At 29.6% G+C, this 15,527-nt stretch carries 17 protein-coding genes; 9 read left to right on the top strand and 8 right to left on the bottom strand.

Annotation, left to right across the window (positions count from 1 at the left end; all coding sequences use genetic code 11):
* Positions 1-64 precede the first annotated feature (64 nt).
* Positions 65-949, bottom strand: coding sequence for a hypothetical protein (locus HGB55_RS05580; RefSeq protein ID WP_168815479.1), 885 nt, complete (start codon positions 947-949; stop codon positions 65-67).
* 165 nt (positions 950-1,114) lie between these two features.
* On the opposite strand from HGB55_RS05580, the gene HGB55_RS05575 reads away from it, so the two are divergent.
* The 3 genes from HGB55_RS05575 to HGB55_RS05565 all read left to right on the top strand — a co-directional run bounded on the left by HGB55_RS05575 (position 1,115) and on the right by HGB55_RS05565 (position 4,400).
* Complete coding sequence (locus HGB55_RS05575; RefSeq protein ID WP_371807805.1) at positions 1,115-1,852, top strand: ComF family protein; 738 nt, start codon at positions 1,115-1,117, stop codon at positions 1,850-1,852.
* A gap of 73 nt (positions 1,853-1,925) precedes the next feature.
* A complete protein-coding gene (locus HGB55_RS05570) occupies positions 1,926-3,524 on the top strand; it encodes an Ig-like domain-containing protein (RefSeq protein WP_168815477.1) in 1,599 nt (532 codons plus the stop codon).
* 117 nt (positions 3,525-3,641) lie between these two features.
* A complete protein-coding gene (locus HGB55_RS05565; protein WP_168815475.1) occupies positions 3,642-4,400 on the top strand; it encodes a glutamate dehydrogenase in 759 nt (252 codons plus the stop codon).
* Here HGB55_RS05565 and HGB55_RS05560 read toward each other — a convergent pair.
* Genes HGB55_RS05560 through HGB55_RS05550 form a run of 3 tightly spaced genes read right to left on the bottom strand, consistent with a single transcriptional unit; the run spans position 4,392 to position 7,277 of the window.
* Entirely contained in the window at positions 4,392-5,537 is a 1,146-nt protein-coding gene (locus HGB55_RS05560) for a cystathionine gamma-synthase (RefSeq protein WP_168815474.1), read from the bottom strand. The genes HGB55_RS05565 and HGB55_RS05560 overlap by 9 nt on opposite strands.
* Positions 5,538-5,581: 44 nt before the next feature.
* Entirely contained in the window at positions 5,582-6,820 is a 1,239-nt protein-coding gene (locus HGB55_RS05555) for a sodium:proton antiporter (RefSeq protein WP_168815471.1), read from the bottom strand.
* A 1-nt stretch (position 6,821) separates the two neighbouring features.
* The gene (locus HGB55_RS05550) at positions 6,822-7,277 is read right to left on the bottom strand and encodes a DinB family protein (protein WP_168815469.1); all 456 of its coding nucleotides are present in this window, start codon (positions 7,275-7,277) and stop codon (positions 6,822-6,824) included.
* A 78-nt stretch (positions 7,278-7,355) separates the two neighbouring features.
* Here HGB55_RS05550 and HGB55_RS05545 point away from each other — a divergent pair, with 78 nt between their 5' ends.
* Together HGB55_RS05545 and HGB55_RS05540 are read left to right on the top strand one after the other, a co-directional pair.
* Positions 7,356-7,688 (top strand): arsenate reductase family protein, encoded by a 333-nt coding sequence (locus HGB55_RS05545; protein ID WP_168815467.1) that lies wholly within the window; start codon positions 7,356-7,358, stop codon positions 7,686-7,688.
* A gap of 107 nt (positions 7,689-7,795) precedes the next feature.
* Entirely contained in the window at positions 7,796-8,698 is a 903-nt protein-coding gene (locus HGB55_RS05540) for an outer membrane beta-barrel protein (protein ID WP_168815465.1), read from the top strand.
* Between the two features lie 63 nt (positions 8,699-8,761).
* Here HGB55_RS05540 and HGB55_RS05535 read toward each other — a convergent pair whose 3' ends face one another.
* The 4 genes from HGB55_RS05535 to HGB55_RS05520 are packed head-to-tail and all read right to left on the bottom strand — an operon-like array spanning position 8,762 to position 11,783.
* Positions 8,762-9,232, bottom strand: coding sequence for a DUF4252 domain-containing protein (locus tag HGB55_RS05535; RefSeq protein ID WP_168815463.1), 471 nt, complete (start codon positions 9,230-9,232; stop codon positions 8,762-8,764).
* A gap of 58 nt (positions 9,233-9,290) precedes the next feature.
* The gene (locus tag HGB55_RS05530) at positions 9,291-10,397 is read right to left on the bottom strand and encodes an LOG family protein (protein WP_168815461.1); all 1,107 of its coding nucleotides are present in this window, start codon (positions 10,395-10,397) and stop codon (positions 9,291-9,293) included.
* A 33-nt stretch (positions 10,398-10,430) separates the two neighbouring features.
* On the bottom strand, positions 10,431-11,033 hold the full coding sequence (locus tag HGB55_RS05525; RefSeq protein WP_168815459.1) for a DUF4254 domain-containing protein: 603 nt from the start codon (positions 11,031-11,033) through the stop codon (positions 10,431-10,433).
* Between the two features lie 27 nt (positions 11,034-11,060).
* Positions 11,061-11,783, bottom strand: a complete 723-nt coding sequence (locus HGB55_RS05520; protein ID WP_168815457.1) for a hypothetical protein — start codon at positions 11,781-11,783, stop codon at positions 11,061-11,063.
* 181 nt (positions 11,784-11,964) lie between these two features.
* On the opposite strand from HGB55_RS05520, the gene HGB55_RS05515 reads away from it, so the two are divergent.
* The 4 genes from HGB55_RS05515 (at position 11,965) to HGB55_RS05500 (ending at position 15,491) form a co-directional block, all read left to right on the top strand.
* A complete protein-coding gene (locus tag HGB55_RS05515; RefSeq protein WP_168815456.1) occupies positions 11,965-12,582 on the top strand; it encodes a thymidine kinase in 618 nt (205 codons plus the stop codon).
* Positions 12,572-13,681: an alanine racemase gene (alr, locus tag HGB55_RS05510; protein WP_168815454.1), complete on the top strand. Its 1,110-nt coding sequence runs from the start codon at positions 12,572-12,574 to the stop codon at positions 13,679-13,681. The genes HGB55_RS05515 and alr overlap by 11 nt, the downstream gene beginning before the upstream one ends.
* 64 nt (positions 13,682-13,745) lie before the next feature.
* Positions 13,746-14,150 (top strand): large-conductance mechanosensitive channel protein MscL, encoded by a 405-nt coding sequence (mscL, locus tag HGB55_RS05505; protein WP_211047353.1) that lies wholly within the window; start codon positions 13,746-13,748, stop codon positions 14,148-14,150.
* A 135-nt stretch (positions 14,151-14,285) separates the two neighbouring features.
* Complete coding sequence (locus HGB55_RS05500) at positions 14,286-15,491, top strand: IS256 family transposase (RefSeq protein WP_168815449.1); 1,206 nt, start codon at positions 14,286-14,288, stop codon at positions 15,489-15,491.
* Positions 15,492-15,527: the final 36 nt, after the last annotated feature.

The following is a 15,527-nucleotide window of genomic DNA, read 5'->3' as shown; positions in this document are numbered from 1 at the left end:
GAAATAGCATAAACTATTTCCACCTCTAAAACATCAAATTGTGTCTAAACTTGGAGTGTTAAAATTATTTTAATATAATTTTAGTTGTACCTGCCAGTTTATTTTCTATATAAATATTAACTGCATATACTCCGGCTTCAATTAAATCTCTATCAACTTCTACTAAAGAAATAATATCAACCGGCTCATTTATATAATTTACAATTGTTTGATCGCTGTAACTTATTGAAGTTTCATCAAACAATACAAGTTCACCTTTACTTGCAACAGTATTGCCTTTAGTATCTAGTATTTGAATATAAACCTGACGATCGCCTTGATCTGCAATTTCATTTTTGGCAATTGTAAAGTTAATTCTAAAAGCATCTGTATTTCTTGATTTAGATGTCTCCACCAATTTACCATTACTTCGCTCTCTCATGGCAATAACTTTTGCTTTATTTAATCTTAAAGTAGAGCCAATAGCTACTTTTTCAGCTAACGTTAAATTTTGCAACGCTAACGTATCGTTTTTAGCTATTTGCTTAGAAATTTTAACATTTGCACTATCCAAATGAATAGCTAGTATTTCATTTTCGTCCTTCAACGCTTCATTTAATGTAAATAATTTTTTATTAGTTTCTTCTAAACTTGCTATTTGATTTCTATATCTACGTATTAAACTGTAATTTGTGGCTTTTATATCTTTTAAAGAGTCTCTTAAAGCAATAATTTTATCTCTTTCCAATGCCAAATCATTAGACATTGAAGTTTTTTGAGCAATAGCATTTTCATATTTAACAATCATACTATCTAAATTTTGCTCTATTTCTTCTTTTTCCTGTTCAATAGCATTGGTTAACGTTTTATATTCTTTATTATTATAATATGTATAAGCCAATACACCAAGTAATAATATACTTAAAATTATAAGTATAATCTTGTAATTTGAGTTTTTAGTTTCTTCCATTTTTAAAGAGTTTAATTGTTTTAACGTAACGTAAAAGATTAAATTAAATTATAAAAAACATATTAAATAATTTTGAGGCTGAATAAAATAAGGGTGATTTTATGGAGTATTATAAATTTATAAATTATTTTTTAATAAAACATATTTATTTTATAAATTTTGAATTTGCTTTATTTTAAATTATTTTTAAAATCAAAAATTGCTGTTTATACTACTATGAAATTTATTGGAGATATTTTTAATCTTTTTTATCCTGATGTATGCTTATGTTGTAACGAATATTTGACTGAAAATGAAAGTGATATTTGTATAACTTGCAGGCACGACTTACCATTAACCAATTTTAGCTTTGAAAAAGATAATTTAGTTGAAAAAACATTTTATGGAAGAATACCTGTTGAAAATGCTACCGCTTTGTTTTATTATTTGAAAAAAGGAAAAATTCAGCAATTAATTCATCAACTTAAATATAAAAAACATCAGGAAATTGGTGTTTTTATAGGAGATTGGTTAGGTGATGAAATGAACGAAAGCAATAGATTTAATACTATTGATTGTATTATTCCGGTACCTCTACATTCAAAAAAACTTAAAAAAAGAGGTTATAACCAAGTAACCTCTTTTGGAAAAAGTTTATCAGAAAAATTAAATATTCCTTATTTTGAAAATATTTTAGTCAGAATTTCATCAACAAAAACCCAAACTAAAAAATTGCGTTTTGAAAGGTGGAAAAATGTTGAGGAACTTTTTTCGGTAGAAAATAATTCAACTTTAGAAAACAAACATATTTTATTAATTGATGACGTAATTACAACAGGAGCTACACTCGAAGCCTGTTATAAAGCTTTAAGCAACATTAAAAACTTAAAAATTAGTATTGCTTGCATGGCTTACACTAAGTAAACTTTATAAGTACAAATTTTAATATGTATTTTCCATAAATTAATTGTTATTTTGTAGTATAAAATAATAGTTTATGAGGTTTACTGTATCTACATTTTTATTTTTAATACTATTCAGCATTTTTTTTAGTTGCGCAAGAAGAGGTTCTCCTACAGGAGGACCAAAAGATTCAATTCCTCCTATATTAGTTAAAGCTATACCGAATATTGAAACTGTAAATTTTAAAGAAGAAAAAATTAAAATTTATTTTGATGAATATATCAAATTAAAAGACCTAAAAAAGAAATTAGTTATTTCTCCTCCTCAAAAAACTGACCCTATAATTACGCCTCTTGGTACTGCAAGTAAGTTTATTACAATAAAAATATTAGACACTTTAGAGGCAAACACAACATATACTTTTAATTTTGGAAACAGTATTGTTGATAATAATGAAGAAAATGAATTGGGAAATTTTAAATACGTTTTTTCTACCGGCACCTATATAGATTCTTTAACCCTTACCGGTTCAATTTACGATCCTACAATTAAAGAATCAATAAAAAATATAGACGTGATGCTTTATGAATATAATGAACGTTATACAGATTCAATTATTTATAAAGAAAAACCCCGATACTTAGCAAACACTTTAGACAGCACTTTATTTGATTTAACCAATTTAAAAGGCGGTAAATATTTACTTATTGCTTTAAAAGATGCTAATAGCAATAAAATTTACGAACCAAAAATTGATAAAATCGGATTTATTGAAGACACCATTTCTCTACCAACAACTTTAAGCTACGAATTTCCTATTTTTAAAGAAATCCCAGAGTTAAAAGTTTATCCACCTAAAGAAGCAAGTAAAGGACACATTATATTTGGTTTTGAAGGAAATGCAGATAATTTGGAACTTGAATTGCTAACTCAAACACCAGAAAATTTCAACTATGTTGTTAATTATGAAAAAGATAAAGACACGTTAAATTTTTGGTATAGCCCTTTTGAAGTAGATTCTTTAAACTTCTCTGTTTCTAAAGAAGACTATTTTCAAAATTTAAGCGTACGGTTGCGCAACTCAAAAATTGATTCGTTAAAAGTTCAAAAAAGCACCTCAAGTGTATTGCATTTGTTAGATACTTTCTCAATTTCAACTAACACTCCTATTATAAAAGTTGATACATCATTAATTAAAATTTTTGATAAAGATTCTCTTTTAGTTGATTTTAATACCATACTTTCAAAATCTAAAAACAAGTTGTACATCAATTTTGACAAAAAACAAAATTCATCATACAACTTTGAAATATTGCCCAATACCATAACAGATATTTATGAAATTTCTAACGATTCTTTGTTCTTTAAACTAACAACAAAATCTCTTGAAGACTATGGAAATATATATCTGAATTTAGTTAGTGATAAACAAACATCGTTTATTGTTCAATTGCTTGATACAAAAAACACATTAATTAGAAGATCAATTATAAAAAATCCTCAAATTGTTGCATTTAAAAACTTGCTCCCCGGAAATTATTTAATACGGGTTATTTTAGATGAAAACAATAGCGGAAAATGGGATACCGGAAGTTTTTTAAACAGAAGACAACCGGAAACAATTATGTATTTTAATAAAGAACTTGAACTAAGAGCAAACTGGGATTTAAATGAAACTTTTATAATAAACTAAGCCTATTTTAGTTAATACTATAAATTTTATAAAGATTTTGTTACATTTAACTTGTTTAAAACTAATTATTTGAACTATCTATTTAAAATACTAATTTCATTCTCAATTTACTTTTTTTTGGTAAACCTAAAAGCCCAGCATTCTGGTAAAAGCCATGAAATAGGAATTATTGCCGGTTCTGCATCATTTACTACAGATTATGGACAGCGAAATAATTTTATGAGTAATGTTGGTGGTAATGTTGGTATGGGAATTGGTTTGGTTTATTATATGAATTTTACAAATTACCGTTATAAATGGAACCAAAGAACTCGCTATTTTAATGAGCATTTTAGAATTAGAGCCGAACTGTCGTACATGTCAGCTAAATTAGATCATTTTGGCAAATATGTTGATAAAAGTGAAACCTCTTATGGCGCTGATCAATTACGTGCTCACCATGGAGAAACAAAGTTAATTAATGTAGGCGCCCAATTAGAATTTCATTGGGTTGATATTGTAGATTTTGGCTCAAGAAGAATACCAGACCTTAAATGGTCTCCGTATTTAAGTGCCGGTGTTTTTGTCGATTTTTACGATCCAACCATTTCATCCGATTTGGGTGATTGGAGAGATCCCGATATTCTTTACCCAAAATGGGATCCAAATATAGATCCTAAAGCTGCCCGAGACGACTCCGGTATTACACTATCGGCAACATTGGGTATTGGAACCAGATATAAACTAGGTGAATATTCCGATATATTAATTGAATCGCGTTGGCAATATTTCTTTTCAAATTATGTTGATGGACTTAACTCTAGACCCGATCCTGCCAACAAATACAACGATTGGCTTTTGTGGGTACACGTTGGCTATGTTTATTACCTAAATTAAACTTAACGCCTGCTCTAAATCGGCAATTAAATCATCTTTATCTTCAATACCAACACTTAACCTGATTAACGAATCTACCACACCTGTTTTTTCACGTTCTTCTTTTGGAATGGAAGCATGTGTCATACTTGCGGGATGCCCACAAAGAGATTCTACTCCACCTAAAGACTCAGCCAACGTAAATATTTCTAAGTTTTCAACTATTTTAAAAGCATCGTTCATTTTATTTCCTTTAACAACAAAAGAAACCATTCCTCCAAAATCTTTCATCTGTTTTTTTGCAACTTCATGGTTTGGATGACTTTCGAATCCGGGCCAATATACCTTCTCTATTTTAGGATGATTTTGTAAAAATTCGGCAACAACTTTACCATTTTCACAATGGCGTTGCATACGTACATGCAACGTTTTTATTCCTCTCAACACCAAAAAACTATCCATTGGTCCACAAACTGCACCACATGAATTTTGTATAAAATACAGTTTATTAGCCAATTCTTTATCATTAACAATTAAGGCACCCATTACCACATCAGAATGGCCACCTAAATATTTTGTTGCAGAATGCATTACAATATCAGCACCTAAATCTAACGGATTTTGTAAATAAGGTGTTGCAAAAGTATTATCAACAACCAATAAAACATTATGCTTTTTTGCTACTTGAGAAGCAGCTTCAATATCAATAATATTCATCATTGGATTTGTAGGAGTTTCAACCCAAATTAATTTTGTTTTTTCTGAAATATAATTTTCGATATTACCGGCATTTTCCATTCCAATAAAATGAAATTTAATGCCATAATTTTCAAATATTTTAGTGAAAATTCTGTACGAACCACCATATAAATCATTTGTAGAAATCACTTCATCGCCCGGACTTAATAATTTCATTACACAATCTATAGCTGCTAAACCTGATCCAAAAGCTAAACCAAATTTTCCATTTTCAATACTTGCAAAAGCATTTTCAAGAGCAGTTCTTGTTGGGTTTGCAGTTCTTGAATACTCATACCCTTTATGATTTCCCGGTGATGCTTGCGCATACGTTGAAGTTTGATAAATTGGAGGCATTACCGCTCCGGTTGAAGGATCGTGCTTTTGGTTTCCGTGTATAGTTTTAGTATTAAATTTCATTAATTGTAATTTTATTTTCAAAATAATTTAAGTCGCAAATGTACTTATTCTTTACTAAGTTTTTTAATTAAATTACCAACTGTTAATCCTTGTACTATAATTGAGAACACTACCACTATATAGGTAATTACCAAAAATAAATCACGCTCCATATTTTGTGTTAAACTTAATGCTAATGCAATCGAAATTCCTCCTCGCAAACCTCCCCAAGTCATAATTAAATTGGTATTTGGTACAAAATCCAGTTTTTTGGCAAAGAACTTAATAGGTAGCATTAACGATAAATAACGAGCTAATAACAATACAGGAATACATAATAAACCGGCTAAAATATACTGATTATCAAATGTTAAAACTAACATTTCCATACCTATCATTACAAATAATACGGTATTTAAAAGGATGTCTACCAATTCCCAAAATTTATCAACATATTGCTCGGTTACTTCGCTCATAGTACTTTCTCTAACGGTATCATTACCAACAATTAAACCTGCAGTTACCATAGCTAATGGAGCCGATAAATGAAAATGCTGTGCCAAAACTGTTCCTCCCATAACTGTTGCAATTGTAATAATAACCTCTACATCATAATCATCAATAGATTTTAACAATCTATAAGTAATCCATCCTAATAAAATACCTAGTAAAATACCTCCACCTACTTCAACCAAAAACATTTCGGCAACATGTCCAAAAGTAATATCACTACCTCCTTTAGCAATTTGATAAATGGTTAAAAATACGACTACTCCTACTCCGTCATTAAACAATGACTCTCCTACAATTTTGGTTTCCAATTTTTTAGGCGCTTTTGCTTGTTTTAAAATTCCTAAAACAGCAATTGGATCGGTTGGAGAAATTAAAGCCCCAAATAGTAAACAATAAATAAAATCTACATCTAAATCCACTAATTTTAACACGTAATACACAAAAACTCCTACTAAAAAAGTTGAGGTTAACGTACCAAAGGTTGCGAATGTTAAAATAGGTTTTCGCTGTATTTTTAACTGCTGAAAATTGGTATGTAAAGCACCAGCAAACAGTAAAAAACTCAACATTACATCGAGCAGAACAGTTTTAAAATCTATTTGAGCAATTAATAATTTTTCATGTTCTAATAATGTGTTATCAAATGAACTTACTGCTAATACAATTAATGTAAAAACCAGTGTTATCACCATTAATCCAATAGTAGTTGGTAATTTTAAAAAACGAACATTTATATACCCAAATAAAGCTGATATAACAATTAAAATTGAAGCGACTACATATAAGCTCATATTAAATAAATTTTAAAAGCTGAAGAATAACGCCTAAATGAATTCCTTCATGGTAGGTATTAAAAATAATGGCATCATCAATATTTTGTAAGGTAACATTAACGCTGGTAGTATATTCGTTATAATTTTTAAAAACCGCGTTATTGTAGTCTTGTTCAAGTTTTTCAGGTAATTCAAGAAACAATTGTTTAATGATTTCAAACTCATCTTTCTCTACAGTATATGTAGGAGCTGTCCCTTTTTGGAAACCAGCAATCAAAGTGTCAGAAATTAAACAATTTAACCCGGATAGTTTGTAACAAAGTAACTGTTGTGTTACAACTAAATGTGCTATATTCCACACTATATTATTTTTAAAATTTTGTGGTATTTTATTTAATTGCTCTATTGAAAGGTTTTCAACTATGGTTAAAATTAATTTTCTGGATTGTTTTAATGTGTCGAAATGTTTTTGCATTATACTTGTATTTTTGTTAAAAATATTCAAATTTAACTTAAAAACACATTAATTAATCTTTATTATAATTTAAAAATCATGAAAAAAATATATTACCTAAAAACTTGTGATACTTGCAGAAGGATTTTAAAAGAAATGGATACAACCGGTTATGTTTTACAAGAAATAAAATCAGAACCTATAACCGTTAAGCAGTTAGATGAGTTGTATGCTTTTACCAAAAACTATGAGGTTTTATTTAGTAAAAGAGCCAAAAAATACAAGCAAATGGACTTAAAAAGTCAGAAGTTGACAGAAAAAGATTATCGTCAACTACTGTTAGATGAATATACATTTTTGAAGCGCCCGGTAATTATTAATGAAAAAGGAATTTATGTTGGAAATACTCAAAAAAAAATAATTTCTTTTTAATAAATATCTGATTTACATTAAGTTATTAAATTGTGAATTAAATTTTAATAAAAGTTTAAAATAAAGTTAATATATTGTCACGAAAATTAAAAAACCCTTTAATAATTATGAAAAACTATTTTTTATTACTATTTGCTATGTTAGTAGCAACAAGTGCTAGTGCACAATTTTATGTGTCAGGTAGTACAGGATATGCTACAGGAAGTGCTAAAACTAAATTTGGTGAAGAAATAACTGCAACAAAAACTAAAAACGCTTATGGAAGTTACGGAGAAGGAATAAACTTCCAAGTTAGAGGTGGTTACTACTTTAATGAAACTTTTGGTGTTGATTTAGGTATTGCATATTTACATGGAGATGACCAAACTGTTACAAAAGTTAACATCCCTAACTACAGAATTACTGACGCTAAAGCAAGAGCACGTGCTTTTGGTTTCTCTCCTTCATTAGTTTATAAATTTACCAATAAAATTTATGGTAGATTTGGTGCTTTAATTAAAGTAGGCGGTAAAACTGAAGCTGTAGTATCTGACAAAAATTATATGTATGATGAAGCTAATGGTATTACAATATCTCAAGCCTTAAGTTTACCTGAAGGATCTTATACACAAACAAATTACAAAGCTGATTTTCATGGTAAATTACCACTAGGTTTTGTAGGTGCTTTAGGTTATAAATACGATTTTAATGATAATTTTGGCTTATTTATTGAGGCAGAATATATGGGAATTAGTGTAAAAAGAGATGACTCTGAATTAAGTGAATTTAATACTGACGTAATGTTACCTGATGGCACAGTTGCTGTTGCAGGACTTTATACAATGGATAATTTACCTGATGGGTATGTGAAAAAAACTAAATATGTTGATACTTTAGATAATGCTACTATTGCTAGTAACGGTGATGCTCCTTACCCAGCTAAAAAACTAGCTGAAAGAGTTCCTTACTCATCATTTGGAATTAATTTTGGTTTAACTTACACTTTCGCTAAAAGTAAAAGCAAAGAATAACTTATTTTTATTATCATAAAAAAAGCCGTTTGCTAATGCAAACGGCTTTTTTATTTTAAATTTTTATATCCCTACAACTTCTATTTCTGAATTTTCGAGAATTTCATACAATTCACTTTCCAAAAGCTTAGTTTTTCCATCAATCAAAACATAATCGCCTTCACTTTTCACTTTCATAAGTATTTCTTTAATTAAATCTCCTTCTTTTAGAAGATATAAATTCACTTTATCTCCATTTTCTGAAACTGTTATAAGTGATGAGTACTTATTTTCCTTAACAAAATCATCAAATTCAGCATCAATTTTATCATTTTCAGCAAAAACCATCAAACGGTAATACCTAAATTTTCGTAATAATTTTTTATATGCTCCCAAGTCTTCTTTTGGGATAAATGCATTCGCTATAAAAGCAGAAGCACCAAAAGAAAAATCGGCTTCTTTTTTATTTTCTTTATAAAATGAATAAAAATTTGAATGGGTTGCGCAAGAAGTTAGTAATATACCAATTCCTAGAATAATAATATATTTTCTCATAATAAATATCTTTAACTAAAGACGATTAAAGACCTTTTTTGTAACTGTTTTACAAATTTTACTCTGTAAATTTTTTTATCTCATCAACTACTTCTTCACTTGTATCACATAATGATAAAATCATGTTTTGATATTTACCTTCATCAGCCAAACTTTTTAGAAGCGGATATACCGGCCTTTCTTTATTCCAGTAATTACTGTTAAAAAACACCATTGGACTGGCAAAACCAAAACTTAAATAATGATTTTGAGTAGCATCCTGAAAAATTTCTTGAATGGTTCCTGCACTGCCCGGAGTATAAATTACACCACCTTTTGCAATAGCTAAAAGACCATCTTCTCTAACACTGTTTGCGAAATATTTTGCAATGTGCGTAGCAAAAGGTGTTGGAGGTTCATGCCCGTATAACCAAGTAGGTATTCCCAAACTTTTATAGTTAGAAGCAGGATATTTTGACAGCACTTCAAAAGCTTTATCAACCCAATATTCACTGGTATAAACAGGTGCTTCTGCAAGAATCTCAACTGCCTTTTTCAAATCAGTTTCTTCTTTATCGGCAAACCAGGCACCCAAATGTGTAGCTTCCATGGCTCCGGGACCTCCACCTGAAATCATTAAATAACCTTGCTCAGTTAATGTTTTACTTATTTTGGCAATTTCATAAAAACCATCTTCATTTCTAGAAAGATTATGGCCACCCATAATAGCTACAATTTTCTTTTCATCATAATCATTTAAAAAATCATACAAAGCATCGGTAATTGAATGATCGTGAAGTCGCCTTGCTAAAGTTTCTTTTATATCGGTAGCTTCTTTTCCGTTTTTAATGTAATGATTGTATACTATTTTATCTAACGTATTTTCATAACTGGCCGGATTTCCTAACTCGTAATTATTAAAAAGCGTTTCTTTTGTGTATAAACAATTTATGAATGAATTAAAAGGAACATCAATTGAAGGAAATATTAAACTGTTTTTAATTTTTGCTTTTACCTTTTTGGGTAATTTACAACCTAAAAACAAACATTTTTTAAACGTTCTTTTTTTAACTAAACCATCTAAATTAGAAAAATCTAAGTTTTGAAATGCTTTGTATGTAATTATTTCTGTATCCTTAATTACTTGTATTAAATCTTCTTGAGATTCAACTTCAATGTAATTCATATCGTTCTTTTTAAAATTGCACCTAAATAGTAATTATTTTTTTGCGTATAACATTGGGTTGGTGTCCTCATCATTATACATTTTCATTTGTTTGTACACTTTCATATACTTTTCACCTGTTGCAATATCATTTAACAAATCGTCTATTGCAGTAGATAGGTCAATGCGTTGTTCTAACAGTACGTCTAATTTCTGTTGACATTTAGCTCTATGTTCTGTTGAAGCCGACTCTCTGGTAGCTTCTTCTCTCATGTGATAAATTTTTAGAGCTAAAATTGAAAGTCGATCAATAGCCCAAGCAGGAGTTTCCGAATTAATTTTGGCGCCTTTTTTTACAGTCACATTTTTATATTTATTTAAAAAATAACTGTCGATATACTCAACCATATCGGTTCGATCTTGGTTAGAAGCATCAATCTTTCGTTTTAAAACAAGTGCTTCTGTAGGATTAATATCCGGTAATCTTATAATATCTTCATAATGCCATTGCACGGTATCTATCCAACTTTTTCTGTATAATAAATGTTCAAATGTTGTTTTTTCGTAAGGATTTTTAAAAGGTTGATCAACATTGTCTACAACATGGTATTGCTTTATAACCTCATCAAAAAGTTGATTGTATTGTTTTGAATTCATTTTTTGTTGTTTTATATTAGGTTTTATTTATAAAAATTTACGTTCAATTAAAGCAATCAAACGCTTTTCGTATTCTTCTTTTTCGCTCCAATCATAATCAGGTTTTACAAACTTTGTAAGAAAATTTTTGGCTTCTTTTTCTGTTTTAAAAGAATTTAATTGAGATAAAACACGGTTAAAATCCTCTTGACTTCCATCAAATAAGTGTTTCACAAAAGCAATTCTATCATTTAAGCCAACCTGTAAATTATTTTTTAAAATATCGTTTAACGATCTTTTTTTGTTTTCTATTTTAGTATCTATTACAGGATTTTGTTTGGTTGTATTTTCAAAAAGTTGTGTTGCAACATCGGCAGAAATTGCATCTTTAAACTCATCTTCCAATGAAATTTTAAGTGACGGTATTTCTTCTATATCATCTTTAACCATACTGCTTTTTTGCTCAAAAATTTCTTCTATTTTTTCTTCTGAAATAATTTCCTTTTTTTCACTTTTTTCAACAATCTCCTTTACTTCAATATGTTCTTCTTCAACATAATTAATTTCTGAATTATCAACTTTATGAAGTTCTTCTTTTTCTTCTGAAATAACAGAAGTTGCATTCATATGCTTATCAACAAATTTTAACACCGACAATTTTTCATAAATTTTACGTGCTTTTTTTTGCAATTCATTAATATCATCAGAATTTTTCATTTCTAAAATACTGTGTGCCAGGCTCACCAATTCGGCTTCAATTTTTTTGTGCATAAGTTGATGTATTAAATGATTTTTAGTGTGTTATTTTTAATAAATTTGTTTTTGATTTTAAAACAGATTTTATCTGTAAAAAATCCATTACAAATCAATGTTAAAAATATAACTATATTTTTATTGCATTATTTTTAATAACAAAAAAATTACAATAACCTTTCAAGCGTGAAATTACAAAATGTTTCTTGAAAATACAGTAAATCATACCGAACAATTTGGCTGGATTGAAGTTATTTGCGGATCCATGTTTTCCGGTAAAACGGAAGAGCTTATTCGCAGACTCAAACGAGCTAAATTTGCAAAACAAAAAGTAGAAATTTTTAAACCGGCTATTGATGTTAGATATGACGAAGAAAAAGTAGTTTCACACGATGCTAACGAAATAAGATCAACTCCGGTACCTTCATCTGCAAATATTAGAATTTTAGCAAATGATGTTGATGTAGTTGGTATTGATGAAGCTCAGTTTTTTGATGATGAAATTGTTGCTGTTTGTAATGACTTGGCTAACAGAGGTGTTAGGGTAATTGTTGCCGGTTTGGATATGGATTTTAAAGGAAATCCTTTTGGGCCAATGCCGGCTCTTATGGCTACTGCTGAATACGTAACTAAAGTGCATGCTGTTTGTACAAAAACAGGAAATTTAGCGCATTACAGTCACAGAAAAGCTGCCGGTAACGAACTGGTTTTACTAGGTGAAACACAAGAATACGAACCTTTAAGTCGCGCAGCATATTATAAGGCTATAAAGGAAGAAGAAATCAAAAAAGCTGAACAAAATAAGAATGGAAAATAATCATGTTACTGTACTAGAAATAGATTTAAATTCCATTGAATATAATTTTAACTATTTTAAATCTAAACTTCACCAAAACACAAAATTATTAGCCGTTGTTAAGGCGTTTGGCTACGGAAGCGACGCTACTGAAATAGCAAAATTCTTAGAATCGAAAGTTGATTATTTTGCGGTAGCTTATTTAGATGAAGGAATTGCTTTACGAAATGTAGGAATTAAAACTCCAATATTGGTATTACATCCTCAAAAAGTAAATCTTGAAAAGATTATAAAATACAATTTAGAACCTAATATTTACTCTGTTAATTTATTAACCGCATTTATTGAGATTGCTAAAAAAAACTCATTACAAAATTATCCTGCTCATATAAAATTTAATACCGGATTAAACAGGCTTGGGTTTACTTATAAAGATATAAATCAACTTTCTTCTTTACTAAAAGATCAAAATGAAGTTGAAGTGAGATCAATTTTTTCACATATTGCAGCAAGTGAAGACTTAAACGAAAAAGAATTTACTTTACACCAAATAAATTCATTTAAATTAATAGCTGAAGAATTTATTTCTCAACTAAATTACACGCCTTTTAAACACATGCTTAATACTTCCGGAATTATTAATTACGCCCAAGAAGCTCAATTTGATATGGTTAGATTAGGTATTGGATTGTACGGTTTTGGGAATGATGAAAAAGAAACCAATAAACTTAAAAATGCTATAACTTTAAAATCTGTTATTTCACAAATACATACTATTGAAAAAGGCGAAAGCGTTGGTTATAACAGAGCTTTTAAAGCTTCATCAATTATTAAAACAGCTACAATTCCTGTTGGGCATGCCGATGGTATTTCAAGACAATTAGGTAAAGGTGTTGGTTATATTTATATTCATAACCAAAAAGCACCAATTATTGGAAATGTATGTATGGATATGATTATGGTGAATGTAACTGATATCAATTGTAATGAAGGTGATGAAGTTATTATTTACAAAAATCAAGAACATATTGAAAGTTTAGCAAAATCTATCAACACTATATCTTACGAATTACTTACAGCAATTTCACAACGAGTGAAAAGAGTCTTAAAAAAATGTTAAAAAAATTATTTTTTTTTCATTACTTTAGCACCTATTAATTAACTAAAACAATAAAAAAATGGGAATGCTAAAAGAATTTAAAGACTTTGCAATGAAGGGTAACCTTATTGACATTGCGGTTGGTTTTGTAATGGGTGCCGCTTTTAAAGAAGTAGTAACTTCATTTACAGGAGGAATTGTTTCTCCATTAATAGGATTAATCTTTAATGCTGACTTTAAAGACCTAAAATATGTTATAAATGAAGGTGTTGCTGATGAGGCTGGTAAAATTACCGGTGAAGTAGCTGTTCTTTACGGAGATTTTTTAACTAATGTTATTGATTTTATTATTGTTGCGTTTGTAATGTTTATGATTGTGAAAGCTGTAAACAAAATGAAAAAGAAAGAAGAACCGGCTCCAGAAGCTCCAAAAGGTCCTTCACAAGAAGATTTATTAGTTGAAATTAGAGATTTACTATCTAAAAAATAAACCAAACTTTATTTAAAAAAGAGGGGTTCGCAATTGCGAACCGGTAGTATCCAAAAAACTGTGTAAATAGAATTTAAGGCGGGTTTTAAAACCCGCCTTAAATTTTTTAATAATTTTATAAACACAGTTTTTATTATGGACAAACAATTGCAAAAACAATTTTTAGAAAGTGGTCTTTTAGACGGTATAAAGACTCAGGAAGAGTTAGGTAAACTCTTACACGAACTTCATGCAACAGCATTGGAAGCATTGCTTCATGGGGAATTGGAAGCTCATTTGGGTTATCCAAAACACCAAAAAAGTGATAATCTTAATGCTCGTAATGGCACAACAACAAAACAGATTAAAACTACCTTTGGCAAATCAGAAATTAACGTACCAAGAGACAGAGATGGCAGCTTTGATCCCATTGTAGTACCTAAACATCAAAGTACAGCTACACCTGTAGAAAATATGATTATATCCCTATATGCAAAAGGCATGAGCGTATCTGATATTGAACAGGAACTCCATCAGATATATGGTTATAAACTCTCTACATCAGCCATATCTATTATCACTGATAAAGTCAACCAGCGCGTATTAGATTGGCAAAACAGACCTTTAGAACCGGTTTATTGTGTAGTGTGGATGGATGGTATTGTCTTTAAAGTCAGACAAGCCGGAAAAGTGATAAATAAAACCATATATCTTGCAGTAGGGCTTAATAGAGAAGGCTATAAAGAACTTTTAGGCATGTGGCTGGGGCAGAATGAATCGGCTTCTTTTTGGCAAGGTGTATTAACGGATTTAAAAGCCAGAGGTGTAGATGATATTTTGATTACAGTTACTGACAATCTTAATGGTTTTACACAGTCTATAAAGAATGTTTTCCCAATGGCTGATACACAAATATGCGTGGTACATCAAATCAGAAACTCTGCAAGATATGTGGTGTGGAAAGACAAAAAAGTCTTTACTGCTGATATGAAAAACATCTATAATGCCACTACTAAAGACATGGCAGCTCAGGAACTGAAGCGTTTTGCTGAAAAATGGAACGATAAGTATCCTTATGCCATACAGTCTTGGCAAAACAATTGGGAGGAACTTACTGTCTTTTTTGACTTTCCTTTAGAAATCAGAAAAATTATTTATACCACAAACCTTATTGAAAACCTTAATGGAAAAATCAGAAAATACACCAAAAACAAAATGGCATTCCCTACAGATGATGCACTAAAAAAGTCAGTTTATTTATCACTAATGCAGAGTTCTAAAAAATGGACGCAGCCAATACATAATTGGGGATTGATTCTAAATCAATTTTTAACTATATTTGAAAAAAGGGTCAAACTCTAATTTTTGAGTTAAACCCGTCTTAGCTATTTACACAAA

Origin of the sequence: Lutibacter sp. B1 (genome assembly GCF_012524075.1) — a bacterium.
Lineage (GTDB): Bacteria > Bacteroidota > Bacteroidia > Flavobacteriales > Flavobacteriaceae > Lutibacter.
The sequence above is the reverse complement of the archived record's forward strand: the minus strand, read 5'-3'. Positions and strand labels throughout refer to the sequence as shown.

Coding starts and splice junctions, on each gene's coding strand:
- HGB55_RS05520 (WP_168815457.1), bottom strand. CDS start 11,783: ATGCACAAAAAAATTGAAGCCGAATTGGTGAGCCTGGCACACAGTATT.
- HGB55_RS05530 (WP_168815461.1), bottom strand. CDS start 10,397: ATGAATTACATTGAAGTTGAATCTCAAGAAGATTTAATACAAGTAATT.
- HGB55_RS05525 (WP_168815459.1), bottom strand. CDS start 11,033: ATGAATTCAAAACAATACAATCAACTTTTTGATGAGGTTATAAAGCAA.
- HGB55_RS05515 (WP_168815456.1), top strand. CDS start 11,965: ATGTTTCTTGAAAATACAGTAAATCATACCGAACAATTTGGCTGGATT.
- HGB55_RS05540 (WP_168815465.1), top strand. CDS start 7,796: ATGAAAAACTATTTTTTATTACTATTTGCTATGTTAGTAGCAACAAGT.
- HGB55_RS05550 (WP_168815469.1), bottom strand. CDS start 7,277: ATGCAAAAACATTTCGACACATTAAAACAATCCAGAAAATTAATTTTA.
- mscL (WP_211047353.1), top strand. CDS start 13,746: ATGCTAAAAGAATTTAAAGACTTTGCAATGAAGGGTAACCTTATTGAC.
- HGB55_RS05545 (WP_168815467.1), top strand. CDS start 7,356: ATGAAAAAAATATATTACCTAAAAACTTGTGATACTTGCAGAAGGATT.
- HGB55_RS05535 (WP_168815463.1), bottom strand. CDS start 9,232: ATGAGAAAATATATTATTATTCTAGGAATTGGTATATTACTAACTTCT.
- HGB55_RS05580 (WP_168815479.1), bottom strand. CDS start 949: ATGGAAGAAACTAAAAACTCAAATTACAAGATTATACTTATAATTTTA.
- HGB55_RS05560 (WP_168815474.1), bottom strand. CDS start 5,537: ATGAAATTTAATACTAAAACTATACACGGAAACCAAAAGCACGATCCT.
- HGB55_RS05570 (WP_168815477.1), top strand. CDS start 1,926: ATGAGGTTTACTGTATCTACATTTTTATTTTTAATACTATTCAGCATT.
- alr (WP_168815454.1), top strand. CDS start 12,572: ATGGAAAATAATCATGTTACTGTACTAGAAATAGATTTAAATTCCATT.
- HGB55_RS05555 (WP_168815471.1), bottom strand. CDS start 6,820: ATGAGCTTATATGTAGTCGCTTCAATTTTAATTGTTATATCAGCTTTA.
- HGB55_RS05500 (WP_168815449.1), top strand. CDS start 14,286: ATGGACAAACAATTGCAAAAACAATTTTTAGAAAGTGGTCTTTTAGAC.